13 protein-coding genes are annotated in these 15,559 nt (G+C 71.1%); 7 read left to right on the top strand and 6 right to left on the bottom strand.

The window, feature by feature from the left end:
• Positions 1-549: an N-acetyltransferase gene (locus ACFYPG_RS11745; protein WP_355004511.1), complete on the bottom strand. Its 549-nt coding sequence runs from the start codon at positions 547-549 to the stop codon at positions 1-3.
• 133 nt (positions 550-682) lie between these two features.
• Here ACFYPG_RS11745 and ACFYPG_RS11740 point away from each other — a divergent pair, with 133 nt between their 5' ends.
• Both ACFYPG_RS11740 and ACFYPG_RS11735 read left to right on the top strand, forming a co-directional pair.
• Positions 683-1,228: a DoxX family protein gene (locus tag ACFYPG_RS11740; protein ID WP_387351687.1), complete on the top strand. Its 546-nt coding sequence runs from the start codon at positions 683-685 to the stop codon at positions 1,226-1,228.
• A 215-nt stretch (positions 1,229-1,443) separates the two neighbouring features.
• Positions 1,444-2,910 (top strand): glycosyltransferase 87 family protein, encoded by a 1,467-nt coding sequence (locus tag ACFYPG_RS11735; protein ID WP_355004513.1) that lies wholly within the window; start codon positions 1,444-1,446, stop codon positions 2,908-2,910.
• A 3-nt stretch (positions 2,911-2,913) separates the two neighbouring features.
• Here the strand turns inward: ACFYPG_RS11735 and ACFYPG_RS11730 are convergent, their stop codons facing one another.
• The 5 genes from ACFYPG_RS11730 to ACFYPG_RS11710 all read right to left on the bottom strand — a co-directional run bounded on the left by ACFYPG_RS11730 (position 2,914) and on the right by ACFYPG_RS11710 (position 9,014).
• Positions 2,914-3,342 (bottom strand): molybdenum cofactor biosynthesis protein MoaE, encoded by a 429-nt coding sequence (locus tag ACFYPG_RS11730; protein WP_130405760.1) that lies wholly within the window; start codon positions 3,340-3,342, stop codon positions 2,914-2,916.
• Positions 3,339-4,598: a molybdopterin molybdotransferase MoeA gene (locus tag ACFYPG_RS11725; RefSeq protein WP_387351685.1), complete on the bottom strand. Its 1,260-nt coding sequence runs from the start codon at positions 4,596-4,598 to the stop codon at positions 3,339-3,341. Before ACFYPG_RS11725 ends, ACFYPG_RS11730 begins: the two co-directional genes overlap by 4 nt.
• 99 nt (positions 4,599-4,697) lie before the next feature.
• Complete coding sequence (locus ACFYPG_RS11720) at positions 4,698-5,168, bottom strand: MogA/MoaB family molybdenum cofactor biosynthesis protein (protein ID WP_355004515.1); 471 nt, start codon at positions 5,166-5,168, stop codon at positions 4,698-4,700.
• Entirely contained in the window at positions 5,165-5,656 is a 492-nt protein-coding gene (gene moaC / locus ACFYPG_RS11715; RefSeq protein ID WP_210782042.1) for a cyclic pyranopterin monophosphate synthase MoaC, read from the bottom strand. The genes ACFYPG_RS11720 and moaC overlap by 4 nt, the downstream gene beginning before the upstream one ends.
• 262 nt (positions 5,657-5,918) lie before the next feature.
• The gene (locus ACFYPG_RS11710) at positions 5,919-9,014 is read right to left on the bottom strand and encodes a BTAD domain-containing putative transcriptional regulator (protein WP_387351683.1); all 3,096 of its coding nucleotides are present in this window, start codon (positions 9,012-9,014) and stop codon (positions 5,919-5,921) included.
• Between the two features lie 710 nt (positions 9,015-9,724).
• Here ACFYPG_RS11710 and ACFYPG_RS11705 point away from each other — a divergent pair.
• The 5 genes from ACFYPG_RS11705 (at position 9,725) to ACFYPG_RS11685 (ending at position 15,536) form a co-directional block, all read left to right on the top strand.
• Positions 9,725-12,256: a putative bifunctional diguanylate cyclase/phosphodiesterase gene (locus ACFYPG_RS11705; RefSeq protein WP_387351681.1), complete on the top strand. Its 2,532-nt coding sequence runs from the start codon at positions 9,725-9,727 to the stop codon at positions 12,254-12,256.
• A gap of 50 nt (positions 12,257-12,306) precedes the next feature.
• Complete coding sequence (locus ACFYPG_RS11700) at positions 12,307-13,671, top strand: glycosyltransferase 87 family protein (protein ID WP_387351679.1); 1,365 nt, start codon at positions 12,307-12,309, stop codon at positions 13,669-13,671.
• Positions 13,672-13,712: 41 nt separating this feature from the next.
• Entirely contained in the window at positions 13,713-14,345 is a 633-nt protein-coding gene (locus ACFYPG_RS11695) for a phosphoribosyltransferase (protein WP_387351677.1), read from the top strand.
• Between the two features lie 22 nt (positions 14,346-14,367).
• The gene (locus ACFYPG_RS11690) at positions 14,368-14,751 is read left to right on the top strand and encodes a zf-TFIIB domain-containing protein (protein ID WP_355004521.1); all 384 of its coding nucleotides are present in this window, start codon (positions 14,368-14,370) and stop codon (positions 14,749-14,751) included.
• 104 nt (positions 14,752-14,855) lie between these two features.
• Positions 14,856-15,536, top strand: a complete 681-nt coding sequence (locus ACFYPG_RS11685) for a maleylpyruvate isomerase N-terminal domain-containing protein (protein ID WP_355004522.1) — start codon at positions 14,856-14,858, stop codon at positions 15,534-15,536.
• Positions 15,537-15,559: the final 23 nt, after the last annotated feature.

Here is a 15,559-nt window from a genome sequence, read left to right as displayed (position 1 = left end):
TCAGACCTTCGACCAGGGAGCCGGGAAGAGCACCTCACCGCGAGGCGGGGGGCCCTCCTCGCTGGTGGACGGCGGCAGCACCAGCGCCTGCCAGGGCTCGCCGAGGCCGGCCCAGGGGCTGGTCAGGCCCAGTTCACTCGCCGGGCCGAACCCGAACCGACGGTAGAAGACCGGGGCACCGAGGACGACGACGAGCCGCTCACCCAACTCGGTGGAGGCATCCAGGGCAGCCTGCACGACCGCCGTGCCGTGCCCGACACGCTGTCGGTGCGGCGCGACCGCCACCGGGCCGAGGGCCAGGACTGGCACGTCCGAACCCCGCTCCGGCCGCAGCCGCACCCGGGTGAGCAGCGCGTAACCGACCACCTCACCGCCGTACTCGGCGACCATGGCCAACTCCGGCAACCAGGCGGTGGTGTCGCGCAGCTCCTCGACCAGGCTGACCTCCGGCGGCGTCGCCACGTCCGGGCGGGCGAAGGCGGCGGCCAGTACGCGGCGGACCGGGCCGGCGTCGGCCGGGTCCTCGGGGCGTAGCCGCAGCGTGGTCACCCGCGCGACGTTACCCGCCAGCGCCCGTCCATCCGTGACGGTCGCTTGACTCGGCGTGGCGCACGTGTACGAACACCAATCCGATCCTGCGGTTGACGGGGTAGCAAACGTCGCGAGGGGGTATGACTGATCCATGACGCCCGTACGTTCCCTCGCCCGCGCCATGCTGAGCGGCATCTTCGTGGTCAGCGGGTATCGCAACTTACGCGACCCCGGCCGACTCGCGGTGGCCGCCAAACCGGTGACCGACAAGGTCGCGCCGATGCTGAAGAAGGCACACCCGAGCTTCCCCACCGAGACCGAGACGTTGATCCGGCTCAACGCGGCTGTGCAGGTCGGTGCCGGTCTGATGCTGGCCACCGGCCGGTTCAGCCGACCCGCGGCGCTGGTTCTGGCCGGCACGCTGGTGCCGGTGACAGTCGCCGGGCATCCCTTCTGGAACAACGACGACCCGATCGCCAGGAACAACAACCAGATTCACGCCCTGAAGAACCTCGGGCTCCTCGGCGGTCTGCTCCTCGCCGCCGCGGACACCGGCGGCAAGCCGGGTCTGCGGTGGCGGACGGGCCATCGCATCGGTCATTCTCGACGTTCCATGCAACGCGCCGTCCGAACCGCCCGCCGCGAGGCCCGGATCGCCGTCCGCTCCGCGTCCACCGCACGTCGACTCCCCGGCTGACCTGCGTCGATCCGTCTCCGTCTCACCCCCACCCCTCGCTAAGGCCGCGAATTACCTGAACCACCCGGTAGGCGTTAACGCGGTGGAAATGTCAAAAACATGTGTGGGATCGGACACGGTCGCATAACGCGGGAGGCACTGACGTGAGGCGCCGTTCTAGGCTCCGTGCAGGACCTGGACGGGTAGGACGACCTTGGTACGGGGGTGGCCACGCCATGCCGACGGATGTCGGTAGACGGGCGGACCGCCTCGCCCCAATCCAACGTGTGACACGCGGGATCGATCGCGTGGCTCGCGGGATCGATCGCAGGAACGTCGTACGGGGGGCCATCGTGGCCGCCGTCGCCTATGCCGCATGGCTTGCCATCGGTGCCTTCGGGCGGCCGTACAACTTCTTCGACATGAAGATCTACCACGGTGCCGTGGTGTGGTGGGCGAGCGGTCACGAGCTCTATGAGTTCATCGCGCCCGAAACCACTCTCGGGTTCACCTACCCGCCCTTCGCCGGGCTGGTCATGCTGCCGATGGCGCAGCTGCCGATCGGCGTGGCCGGCCTCGTCAACGCCGCCGCCAGCATCGCCGCCCTGGCGCTGGTGCTGGCCGGGCTGCTCCGACCCATCGTGGACCGACTGGGATGGCCACTGTGGTTCACGGTGGCCCTGGCGGTGCCGCTCGCGGTCGCCATCGAGCCGGGTCGGGAGACGCTCGGGTACGGCCAGGTCAACATCCTGCTGTTCGCCTTGATCATGGCTGACCTGATCGGCCTTCGCTGGCGGTCCCGCCGGGGCACCCACTACGCCGCCACCGACGGGCCGCTGCTGCGCTTCATCTACGGTGGGGCCTGGGCAGGGGCCGGTATCGGCCTCGCCACGGCGGTCAAGCTCACCCCGGCACTGTTCATCGCCTACCTGCTGATCACCCGTCAGTGGCGGGTGGCGGCCACCGCCATCGGCACGACGATCGGCGTGACGTTGGGGACCTTCGCGATCGTCGGGGACGAGTCGCGGACCTACTTCGGCAGCGTGCTGTGGCAGACCGAACGCGTCGGCGCGGCGGACATGACGCCCAACCAGTCCCTCGCCGGCCTGCTTGCCCGGCTGTACGACTCGATCGAGACGCCGGGGCTGCTGTGGCTCGCCTTCTCGGTGCTGGTCCTGGCGCTGGGCCTGTCCCGGGCGGCCAGTTCCCGCGCCGACGGTGACGAGTTGACCGCCTTCACGTTGGTGGGTCTCACCGCGAACGTGATCAGCCCGATCTCCTGGACGCACCACCTGGTCTGGGTGATCCCGGCGATCATCGTGCTGGCCGACGCCGCCGTGCGTCGCCGCGAGGCGAGCCGGGGGATGCCGCAGCGCACCGGCCAGGGGCCGGTCTTCGGCGGTCTACCCGGTGTCAACGGGCTCCGCCCACCGATCTGGTACCCGGCGCTGACCGGGCTCCGCCACGGCTTCGCCGCGATCGGGCTCTACCTGCTCTTCCTGATCTCCCCGATCTGGCCGTACGAACACCAACTGCCGGAGATGTCGCACTACCAGGACGGTCTGTTCGGGGCGCTGATGGAAAACTCGCTCGCGCTCGCGCTGATCGTCCTGGTCGCCGCGCTGCCCTGGCGCCCCGGCGCGGAGCCGGCGTTCTACGGCGACCGGCTCGCCCGGGCCGTGGTGGTCAACGGCCGCCGCTGAGCGTCAGGGGCAGTTGACCCATTCCTCGGTGCCGTCGGTGAAGACCTGCCGCTTCCAGATCGGCAGTCGCGCCTTGACCTCGTCGACCAGCCGGGCGCAGGCCGCGAAGGCCGCCGCCCGGTGCGCGGTGCTCACCGCGGCGACGAGCGCGACGTCACCGATCGCCAGGGGGCCGACCCGGTGCGAGACCGCCACCGCGTAGACGTCGGGCTCTGCGGCGATCTCGGCGGCCACCTCGCGCAGCACCTGTGCGGCGCTCGGGTGGCCCTCGTACTCCAGGCTGGTGACCTGGCGACCGTGGTCGTGGTCGCGGACCACGCCCTGGAACGACACCACGGCGCCGGCCCGGCGGTCGGCGACCGCCGCCTCGTGCGTGGCGAGATCGAGCGGCTGGTCGGTGACCTCGCCGAAGGTGATCGCTGGCGCGGTCACGACGCACGCTCCCCGGGAAACAACGGCAGTGGCACGATCGGCACCCGGTCGCCCGGCTCACCGCGGGTGCCGGGTCGGATGACCGCGAACCCGTCCGCGCCGGCCAGGCCCCGCAGCATCGCCGAGCCGACGTGACGGACCGGGAACGCGACGCCGGCGGACCGGTCCAGTCGGACCAACGCCAGGTGGGTGTGGTCACCGCGACCGGGCACCGCCTCGGCCAACGTGACCTGCGGCAGCACCGGCATCGACCGGCCCTGGAGGCCGGCGAGCAGCGGGGCGACCAACGACACCAGCGCAACGATGGCGGACTGCGGGTTGCCAGGCAGCCCGGCCACGAACCGGGCTCGCCCGTCGGGCCCGGTCAGCCGGGCCAGCAGCATCGGGAAGCCCGGGCGAACCGCCACCGTGTTGACGACGTAGTCGGCGCCGAGCGCCTCCAGGGTCGGGTGCAGGTGGTCGACCGGACCGTTCATCGTGCCGCCGGTGGTGCAGACCAGATCGGCGTGGCCCAGCGCCGAGCGTAGGGCCGCCACGTGCGCGGGCAGCGTGTCGGCCACCGGGCCGACCACGTCGGACGGGCGGACCTGGCAGCCGTAGCGCCGCAGCCAGGCCGGCACCGCGGGGCCCAACGCGTCGCGGATGCGACCGGCCGCGGGCGGACCCGCCGTCAGCAGCTCGTCGCCGAAGACCAGCAGCGCGGCGCGCGGCAAGCGCCGGACCCGCAGCGTGTCGTGCCCGCAGGCGGCGGCCAGGCCGATCACCGCCGGGTCGACCGGCGTGCCGACCGGCAACAACTCCTCATCGGCGTACGCCTCCTCGCCGGGCTTCCGCCACTCGGGCGTCTCCCGGGGAACGCCGCTGATCAGGCCGGTGGTGGATGCGGCGGACTCCTCGACGCGGAGCACGGCGGTGGCGCCCTCGGGCACCATCGCGCCGGTCGCGATCTCGACAGTGGTGTCGTCCTCGGTGAGCGGCGCGGGGGTGCTGCCGGCCAGGACCCGGCCGACGACGCGCCACGGCCCACTGCCGCGCACCGCCCAGCCGTCCACGCTGGAGGTCGGGAACGCCGGCAGGTCGGTGCGGGTGGTCAACGGCTCGGCCAGTGTCGACCCGTCGGTGTCGGCAAGTGGTCGGGCGGCGGCGGGCAGCGCGGCGGCCAGACCGACCGCGTAGACCCGCGAACGGGCTTCTTCCCACCCGGCTGGCGGGGGTGCGGTGACCCGATCCGCGGTGGGTGCGGTTTCCGTGCTCACCGACCGAGCCTATCGGCCCGGACCGACACCCGCCCGGGCCTGGCGCGCACCGGTCAGCGCTCGCCGCGGAGCGGTCAGTGGTCCCGTCGTGCGGAGCGGTCAGTGGTCTCCGCCGCGGAGCTGGTCGACGGTGTGGCCGAGGATCGGCCCGAGAACGGCCAGGCCATCGCGGGCACCGCCGGTCGAGCCGGGCAGATTGACCACCAGCATCCGACCGGTGACCCCGGCCAGGCCCCGGGACAGCACCGACGTCGGCACGCGGTCACGACTGTGCGCCCGGATCGCCTCGGCGACGCCAGGGATCTCGTAATCCAGGAGGCCCCGCGTCACGTCCGGGGTCCGATCCGTCGGGGTCACTCCGGTGCCGCCGCTGGTCAGCACCACGTCGACACCGTCGGCGCGGGCGGCCCGCAGAGCGTCGCCGACCGGCTCGCCGTCGGGCACCACCACCGGGTCGTCGACCTGGCAGCCCAGCTCACGCAACCCGGCGACGAGAAGCGGCCCGCTGGTGTCGGCGTAGACACCGGCCGCAGCCCGGTTGGAAGCGACGATCACCCGAGCCCGGATCACTGCCGGTCCTCCGGCCGAACCCACTCGCCGGTCTTGCCGCCCTCCTTGCGCAGCACCCGGACCGCCTCCACCGAGGCCGCCGGGTCGACCGCCTTGACCATGTCGACCAGGGCGAGACCGGCGACAGCAACCGCCGTCAGTGCCTCCATCTCCACCCCCGTCCGGTCCGCCGTGCGGGCAGTGGCCGTGATCTCCACGGTGTCGGCGGTCAGCCGCAGGTCGACGGTGACACCGTGCAGCGCGATCGGGTGGCAGAGCGGAATCAGGTCAGGAGTGCGCTTGGCCCCCATGATCCCGGCCAGCCGTCCGACGGCCAACGCGTCACCCTTGGGCAGCCCGTCGCGATGCAACAGGTCGATGACCTCTGGCGTGGTCCGCAGACGGCCGGCCGCGACGGCCAACCGACCCGTCACCGCCTTGGCGGAGACGTCGACCATGCGGGCCGCGCCGGCGCGATCGACGTGGCTGAGCTGCGCGGGTTCGGTCACGGTCGTGAGCCTATCGGTGCGGTACGACGGCGGTCGGAAGGAGCGGCGTCACGCTGGCGACCGCACCGGGTGCTGCCGGCGCAACGGCCCCGACGCCGCTCCTTCCTCACCAGCCCGCCGCCGAGGTCGCTGGGGGGACCCGGCAGCGGGCGTGTGCCGACGACCCGGTTCTGCCCAGGGGCAGAACCTCCCCCGTTCGTCGATACGGCCGGTAAGTTACCGGGCCTGCCGATAAGAAATCGATAAGCGCCGTTCAGGCTGGTCAGCGCTCCGCGGCCACTGCCGCCCCGGTCAACTCGGCGAGGCGACGTTCGGCTTCGAAGCGCTCCGGCACTCCCATCCGCCGGAAGATCGCCAACGCCCGCTCCCAGTGCCGCCGCGCCTCGGCCGGGTCGGTGCGGGCAAAGTGTTCGGCGAGCCCGGCGAGTGCCCGACCCTGCTCATGCGGGTGCGCGATCCGGGTGGCCAGCCGCAACGCCTCCTGGTGCACCTCGAACGCCTCGCCCCCCCGCCCCTGCGCCAGCAGGGTGCGGCCGAGTTCGTTGAGCGCAGCCGCCTCGACGTGCCGCTCCCCCGAGCCGATCGACAGCTTCCGAGCCAACTCGTGCTCCTGCTGGGCCTCCACCAGACGACCCAGAGCGCGGTAGGCGATGCCGAGGTCGTTGCGCACCTCGGCTTCCGCGTACCGGTGGCCGGTGCGATTACGGAGGGCCAATGAGGCCTGGAGTATTCGGATCGCCTGCGACAGATCGCCCATCCGGACCCGCACGGCGCCGATGTGGCTGAGGGCGTTGAGTGTGTGGAAGACGTCGGAGTTCGTCCGGGCCCACGCCAGGTGCAGGCGGTGCATCCGCAGTGCCTCCTCGTAACGGCCCAGGGCTGAGAGCGCCAGACCGAGATTCGGCAGCAGGATGGACCCGCCGACATTCCCGTACACCTTGTGATCGCGCAGACACGCGAAGCCGAGCTCCACCGACTCGGACAGGTGACCGCTCCACCAGTAGACGGCAGCGAGGTTCGCGCGGTACCGGGCCGGGTTCAGCGGGTCCCGCGAGTTGCGGGAGAGCTCGACCGAGCGGGTCAGATGGTCGAGCGCGCCCTGCTTGTTCCCGGTTCGGACGTAGGCGGATGCGAGGTAGTTGTTCATCAGCGCGAGCGCGTCGATGTCCCCGGTGACCTCCGCCGCCTCCAGCCCGTGACGATGCGTCAGGATGATGTCCTCGAAGTAACCGCGGATGTAGCAGAAACGCCAGAGAGCGCGGGCCAGTTGCCAGCACTGCTGGTGGAACCCCGACTCGCGTGCCGACAACACCATCGTCACCAGGTCCGTCCGCTCGGCCTCCAACCAGTCAGCCGTCGGCTCCCCGATGGCCCTGACGAGTTCGCATCGTCCGGTCGGGCTGTGCGTCACCTGGGATCTGATGACGCCCGGCTCCAGCAGGTCGGCGACCTTCAGGACGACCTCCAGCATGAAGTCGAACAGTCGAGCCAGTCCATTTTGGCGGTCGTTGGGGGAGTCGGTACCCGAGCACAGATCGATTGAGTACTGCCGCATGAGGTCGTGCAGTCGGTATCGCGTCGAGTCCAGGTCCTCGACCAGGTTCCGGTCGACGAGGTCGTCGAGCGCCGCGCGAGCTTCCGCGATCGTCAAACCGGTCAGTGCGGCGACCGCCGGCACGCCGAAGCGGCTGCCGGGGTACAGGCCGAGGAATCGGAACACCCGCTTGGTCGGAGGTGCAAGCGGTTCATAGGAGGCAGCGAAGGCCCCGGTGACAGTGCTCTCCTCCTGAGCGAGATGGTGCAGCACCGGAGCATCGCCAGCCATCTGCTCGACCAGGTCCGCCAACCGCCAGCCGCGCCGATGCGCCAGTCTCGCCCCGGCCAACCGAATCGCCAGTGGGAGATACCCGCACCGGCGTACCACCTCGGCGGCGGCATCCGGCTCGGCATCGACCCGGTCCCGACCGACGCTCAGGCGGAGCAGATCCACGCTCTCCTGCGGGCTCATCACCGGTAGCGTCCGCGACGGGCCGGCATCCGGGTGGGACAGCCGTCGTCGCGAGGTGACCAACACAACGGTGGTCGGCTCTGCCGGCAGCAGGGGCATGATCTGCTCGCTGCTCGCGGCGTTGTCGAGGATCACCACTGCCCGGCGACGGGCCAACTCCTGTCGCCACAACTCCACCCTGTCGTCGAACTCCACCGGAACCCGGTCGGCCGGCACCCCGAGCTGTCGAAGCAGGGTGAACAGAGCACCCGCCGGCTCGATCCGGTTCTTGTCACCGTGCCCGCCCAGGTCGATGAACAAGGCGGCGTCCGGGTACCAGGCGGACAGCCGACGGGCGAGATGCACGGCGAGGGCCGTCTTCCCGCTGCCCGCCATGCCGTCGATGATGTGTACGGCCGGCACCCGCTCCTCGACCCGCCGGGTCTCCGTGAGAATCCGCACCACCACGTCCGCTCGCCCGACGAAGTCGGTGACAGCTCGGGGAAGGTGATCCACCGGGTTGATCTGAGATGCCGGCTCCGCTGCCGCGCTGACCGCCACGCCCGCTGGCGGGCGCGCCCGGTCAGGTCCGCCAACCCGTACGGCGGCACGCGCCGAACCAGGGCGCGACATGGCCGTGACGATGGAACGGCGCAACTCCTCGAGATTGCCCCCGGGGCCGACACCCAACTCCGTGGTCAGCGTTGTTCGAATCTCGTCGTACACCGCCAGCGCTCCCGCGTTGTCCCCGCGCTCGTACAGCGCTCGCATGAGCAGGACGTAGGCCGGCTCGCGCAGAGGGTGGCGGGCCACCACCTCCCGCAACAGGGCAACTGCCAGGTCGTCCCGACCCGATCTCAGTTGGACGTCGGCGAGAAGTTCCACTGTCAACAGCCGCTCCTCCTCGGCTGCGACAGTTCGGGAGGTGAGGACGGGCCCGAGCGGTACGCCGGCGAGCATCGGTCCCCGCCAACGAGCCAGGGCGCGCCCCAGCAGTTCACGGGCATGGTCGAGGTGGCCTCCGGTCAGCGCTTCCCGACCCGCGTTCCGCTCCAGCTCGAAGCGGAAGACGTCGACTCGTTCCGGGTCGACCACGAGCCGATAGCCGCTGCGCTGGCGCTCGATGGCACCGCGGCCGGCCGGGAAAGCCTCGAAAGCCCGGCGCAGATTGGCGGCGTAGGTGCGCACATTAGCTACTGCTGATCGCGGTGGGCGATCGGCCCATAGCTCATCGACGAGGTCGTCCACCGTCACAAGGCGTTCGGGCGCAACGGTGAGCATCGCGAGGATTGTCTGCTGTTTGGGTGTGCCAAGGCGCAGCGTGTGGGTAGAGAGTTGCACCGAAAGGCCGCCCAGAACCCGAATCTCCACCCGCCCCCGCCAGCCCTATCAGGTATTCAGCCGATCACGCAACGGAGTGTACGACCCCGTGGCGTGGCGTTCCGCTCACGGGGCGATACGAGCGACCGTTGGGTGTCCAGGAGTGATGCGCGGAGCTGTGCGAATGCCGGTCCACGACGGGCACGGTGCCGGCCGCAAGTTGCATCTCGGCCTGCTGAAACGCGGTTATCCACCTGTCGTCGCCAACGACCCCGGCGAAGGCTGTCACCATTACCTGCACTCGCCGGGCGCCTACGACCACGCCAACTCTGCCCATGCCGCCCTTACGCCTGACCAAACTCCGGATGAGACAACTCCCGAAGAGCCCTCAGACTCAAGGAATAAGGCGTCCAATAACCTGGTCAGATACCGTCCGCAGTTGCAAGGTGCCACTTGAATCCCGCGTTGGCAAGCTCGACCGCACTCCGTTCAGCAACGATGGACAGAACGTAATAAACGGGCTTCAACTTGGCTAATGTTGCGCATACCGACATATATTTCTTCTAGCCTGCCCTTCCGGCTCTTAAGCTGCCTTTCGGAGGAAGACCTCCCCATCCGGGGACAGGTACTCCAATTGACGCAGCGGGAGAAGGGGGCAACGCGATGCGTGGCACCGACTGGAACTGACAAGTTCGACACAGGACTTCTGAGGGCCCGAGCAGTAGGCTGCGAGAACGCGCAGGCAGTCCTCCGGGAGCGGCATGACCCTTCCTCAGCGACGAGAGATTGAGACCGATCGGCGGCTGTTGCTGCTCGTCGGTCTCGTCGTCGTTGTTGCCGCCGTCATCGTCGCCACGTCACTCCCGGCCGCATTGCGTTCGGCAAGGCCGGAGACGGGGAATGACGTTGCGGTCCTGGTCATGCTTACGCTCATGATCGCGTTGGGCACGCTGGTCAAGGCCCGCGTAAGGATCCGGTCGACGACCCAGTCGATCAGCTGGAACGAGACAGCGATCATCGTCGGTGCAGCCATCGCGCCAACGTCGGTAGTCGTGCTCTGCACCGCCGTCGGGATCACCCTCGCCTCGATTCGCCTCACACCGATAAAGCTGGCTTTCGGTATCGGCAAGAACGTCATCGTGGCCTGGGGCGCCGGCACGGCACTCGCGATGACGACCTGGACCTGGCCGCCCACGGAAACGGGCCCCCTGATGCTGCTGGGGCCGTTGGCCCTCGCCTACCTGGTCGCGGCGCTCCTGGACGACCTGCTCGCCATCCCAGTCATCGCGCTCGCCTCCCAGACCAGGATCGCGAAGCACTTCCGCAGCAACCTCGACCTTCGGCTCGCTGGCTTCGCCGTGCGGTTCGCCGTCGCGGCCTGCACGCTGCTGATCATCCGGATGGACCCACGGCTCCTTCTCGCCGTGCCACCCCTGGTCCTGAGCCTGCACCTGGCCTACTCCGCGCGCATCCGAGGCCGCACCGAGCAACAGGCGTGGCAGCGGCTCGCCCGCGCCACCGACGCGCTCAACGTGGTCGACCTCGACGACGTCCTCACCACCGCCGTCACGCAGGCCGCCGAGCTGTTCTCCGCCGACGAGGTCGAGATCGAGCTGAGCGACGGCAGCCGCACCGTACGCGGCGGCACCGGCGGCATCACCTTCGACGGCCCGAGCGGCACGCCCACCAGCGTCGACGGCACCATCGTCCCCGCACCGCTGGAAGGCCACGACCGGACGGTCGACGTCGGCACGCTCCGGCTGCGGTTCCGCGGTCCGGTGCAACTCTCCGAGCGGGAGCAGTACACCCTGCGGACCTTCGCCTCCGCGCTCTGCACCGCCGTCCGCAACGCCCGGGCGTACGCCGAACTGGCCCGGGTCGCCGACGAGCACGCGTACGCGGCCTCGCACGACGCGCTGACCGGCCTGGCCAACCGCCGGCACCTCCTCGACGAGGGCACCGAACAGTTGAGCACCCGCCACGCCGAAGGGGTGACCGCGCTGGTCCTGATCGACCTCAACCATTTCAAGGAGGTCAACGACACCCTCGGGCACGCCGCCGGCGATCAGGTGCTGGTGCAGGTGGCCGACCGGTTGCGGGGTGCGGCCCAGCCGAGCGACCTGGTGGCCCGCCTCGGCGGCGACGAGTTCGCCGTACTCATGCGCGGTCTGCCGGCCCCGGCGGTCGCCGCGCACCGGGCCGAGACGCTGCTCGCCGCCCTGCACGAGCCGTTCGAGTTGGACGGCATGCGCATCAGCGTCGAAGCCAGCGGCGGCATCTCCGCCGCCCCGTCCAACGGCGGCATGGCCGAGTTGCTGCGCCGCGCCGACGTGGCCATGTACCAGGCGAAGCGAGCCGGGCAGCGGATCTCCACGTACGCCCCGACCCGCGACACCGCCGACCTCGGGCGTCTCACCCTCGGCGGTGACCTGCCGCGCGCGGTCGCCGACCACGAGTTCGTCGTCAACTTCCAACCGATCGTCGACCTGGGCACCGGTGAGGTGACCAGCGCCGAGGCCCTGGCCCGCTGGCACCACCCCACCCACGGCCTGATCGACCCACTGCGGTTCCTGGAGGCGGTGGAACGATCCGGCCTGCTACCGGCCTTCGCCGAAGCGATCCTCGACCAGGCGCTGATCGCGGCGGTGAGTTGGCGCGACGCCGGCTTCGACGTACCGGTCGCGGTCAACGTGTCCCCGCGCAGCCTTCTCGACGCGCGGTTCCCCGGCTCGGTGCTGGCCCGCCTCCGCGCCCACGACCTACCACCGGACCGGCTGGTCCTGGAGTTGACCGAGACGCTGACCCTCAGCCAACTCGACGTGGTCGACCGGGTGCTCAGCCGACTACGCGACGAGGGCGTCCGGTTGGCGTTGGACGACTTCGGCACCGGTTACTCCTCACTCTCGCTGCTCTCCCGAATCCCGGTTCACGAGCTGAAGATCGACCGGACCTTCGTGACGACGATGGAGAGTTCGGCGGAGGCCGCCGCCGTCATCCGCTCCACCCTCGACCTGGGTCGCAGCCTCGACCTGGACGTGGTGGCCGAGGGGGTGGAGAGCGAGCCGCAGCGGCGGGCCCTCTGGGAGTTGGGCTGCGTCGCCGGCCAGGGGCATCTGTTCGCCCGGCCGATGCCGTCCGGCACCCTGCTCGCGGCGATGCAGCGCGGCTCGGGCGGCCGGCCGGGCACCCTCGCCGCGCCGCTGCACGACACCGGGGCGGTGATCCGGTTGAGCCAGAACCGCCGCCAGGCCGGCCGCTCCAGGCCCGACCGCCTGCCACACCTGCCCGCCTGAGCAGGCATCGGCCCGCTGCGCGGGCAGCCTGGTCTGCCAGACTGTCGCGCGTGATCGTCGACGACCCGACCGCCCACCGCAGTCGCTGGCACTGGCGCACTGTCGACAACGCCGCTGGCGGGCTCGCCCTCGACCTGGGGCTCTACGCCGTGTCGGCCGCCTTCGCGGCGATCACAGCTGTCACGTCCACCCTGCTGCCGCACCGCGCCTGGGGCGCGGTCGCCGCCGTCGGCTACCTACTCGCGACGCTGACGGTGACCGCCCAACTTCTGCTGCGTCGACGCTCTGCAACCTCCCGGCTGACCGGTCTGCCAGCCCGCTGGGCGGTCACCGGTCTCGCCTGGGCCGCCACCACACTGCTGCCCCTGGCCTGGCAGAGCATCGACCGGGCCGGTGGGCGCACCGACCGGGCCCAGGAGGAGGTGCTGGTCGTGGAGCAGGCCGGCAGCCGCCTCCTGGAACACGGCACGCCGTACCTCGGACCGGACGCCATCGCCGCTCTGCCACCGGGCGAGCAACTGATGGGCTACACCCCGTACCAGCCCGGCATGGCGATGTTCGGCCTGCCCAGGGCGCTGCTCGACACCTGGTGGACCGACTCCCGGGTCTGGTTCGCGGTGGGCACCGCGCTGGCGCTCGCCCTGGCCGTGGCCGCCCTACGCCGAACACCGGCCACCACCAGCGAGGCCACCCCCGGCCAGGCCACCAACGGCGCGACCCGCCGACGGGACGCCGCCCTGCTGCGCGGTGTACAGGCCGCCACCGTACTGCCGATCTGTGCCCTCACCCTCGCCACCGGCGGTGACGACCTACCCGTACTCGCGCTCTGCCTGCTGGCCCTCGCGTTCGCCGCCGCCGACCGGCCCGGCCGGGCCGGCGTCGCGGTCGGACTCGCCGGCGCGCTGAAGTTGTTCGCCTGGCCGGTCGCCCTGGTCCTGATCGTCTGGGGCCTGACCCGACGCGCCGGAACCCGGGTCGCCGCCGGCGCGATCGGACTGCCCGTCGCCGCACTACTGCCGGCGCTGCTGGTGGACCGCGACGCCCTCACCGAGAACGTGCTGCGCTTCCCCCTCGGCCACGGGCTGGTCACCAGCCCCGCGCAGTCCCCGTTCCCCGGCTACCTGATCGCCAACGCGCTACCCGCGGGCCGGTTGATCGCCGCCGGGCTGCTGGTCGCCGCCGGACTGGCCATCGCCGTCCGGCTCGCCCGCCGCCCGCCCCGCACCGCCGTCGCCACCGCGCTGATCTGCGGGTACGGGCTGCTCGCCGCCATCGCCCTGATGCCGACCACCCGCTTCGGCTACCTGCTGTACCCGTTGGCCCTGCTGACCTGGGCCCCCGCCCTGCACCGCCCGGTCGACACACCGACCGCCACCGTTGCCGAAGAAACCTCCGGTCGGAGCACTTCGGCCTAACTTGCGGGCGGAACGGCACGTCAGGGCGTAGACCTGAAGGCATGACCACGTACCGCGACCGGGCCGACGCCGGCCGGGTGCTCTCCGAACGGCTCACCGCGCTCATCGGCGAACCGGATGTCGTCGTCCTCGGCCTCGTCCGGGGCGGCCTGCCGGTCGCCCGGGTCGTCGCCGAACGGCTCGGCGCACCACTCGACGTGCTTGTCGTCCGCAAGCTCGGCGTGCCGTGGGCCCGGGAGGTCGCCTTCGGCGCACTCGGGCCGGGCGGTGTCCAGGTGCTCAACGACCCGGTGGCCAGCCGACTCAGCAACGACGACATCGCCGAGGTCCGTCACCGGGAGCAGGCCGAACTGGAGCGCCGGGAACGGCTCTACCGGGGCGACCGCCCACAGGTGGACCTCACCGGGCGGACCGCCGTTATCGTCGACGACGGCCTCGCCACCGGCGCGACCGCCCGCGTCGCCGTCGAGGTCGTCCGCCAACTCGGGGCACACCGCGTCGTGGTCGCGGTCCCGGTCGGCGCGCAGGAGGCGTACGAACTGCTCTCCGCCGAGGCCGACCAGGTCGTCTGCGCCCAACGCCCAGCGGACTTCGGCGCGGTCAGCGCCTACTACGACGATTTCCACGAGGTGACCGACGAAGAAGTCACCAAGGCGCTCACAGCAACTGCATAGGTCCACCGGGTACCGTCGGGCGATGAGTAGCCTCACCTGTCCCAAGTGTCACGGAGAAATGCGCCAGTACGAGCGCAGCGGCGTCGTCATCGACCAGTGCGGGGAGTGCCGAGGCATCTTCCTGGACCGCGGCGAGTTGGAGAAGCTGTTCGAGGCGGAGGCCAACTGGAGCCGCCAACAGACCGGAGGCGCGCCGGGGCAGCCCGCGCAACAGCCGGCCGGCTACCCACCCCCGCCGCCCCCGCCGCACCAGCCCGGTTACGGCACGGTCCCGCCGCCCCCGCCGCCCGCCCACGGCTACCCGCCGCAGCCGGCCTACGGCCACCAGCAGCAGCAACACCACGGCTACCACGGCCACTACCGGCAGAAGAAGCGCAAGGGCTTCCTCGACGACATGTTCGGCTGACCCCGGGCCGACCTTCCGCCCGGGTCGATCACGCGTCGACCCGGGCACACCGCCCGCGCCATTGATCGTTGGCGCGCGCCACGCTTCGTGCGAGGCTGAATCGCATGACCGCGATCCGACCGGACGAGGCGCTGGCCCAGGCGTACGACGGCATCACAGCGGTGGTCGGTCGCCTCGACGACTCCGGCCTGCAACAGGCCACCCGGTGCCGGGGCTGGCTCATCGCCGACCTGCTCCTGCACGTGCTCGGCGACGCCCAGCGGGCACTCGTCACCCTGGCCAGCCCGGTCGACGGCCCCGCCGACGTCGACGACGTGAGCTACTGGCGCGACTTTCCCGGCGCCGACACCGACGAGGCTGCCCGCCATGCCTGGTGGGTCCGCCGCTCGGCTGCCGCCTTCGACCGTCCGACCAGGATCGTCGAACTCTGGCGGGACACCGCCCCGGCCGCGGTCCGCGCCGCCGCGTCAGCCGACCCCGACGGGTACGTGACCACCCAGGGACACGTGCTGCGCGTACCGGATTTCCTCGCCACCCTGACCACCGAGGCCGCCGTCCACCACCTGGACCTGACGCTGGAACTGCCCGACGCTCCGCCGCCCGGCCCACTGGCCGTACAGGTCGCGGTAGCGACAATGGACGGCCTGCTCAGCGACGACACAGTTCGACCCGCCGCCTGGGACGACAATGACTTTCTGCTGAAGGCCACCGGGCGCGTACCGCTGACCGACCGGGACCGGCTGGAGCTGGGTGAGTCGGCGGGCTGGTTCCCACTGCTCGGCTGACCGACGACAGGCTGCCGCGTCGG

It is taken from the genome of Micromonospora sp. NPDC005553, from assembly GCF_042871765.1.
Classification (GTDB): Bacteria; Actinomycetota; Actinomycetes; order Mycobacteriales; family Micromonosporaceae; genus Micromonospora.
The sequence above is the reverse complement of the archived record's forward strand: the minus strand, read 5'-3'. Positions and strand labels throughout refer to the sequence as shown.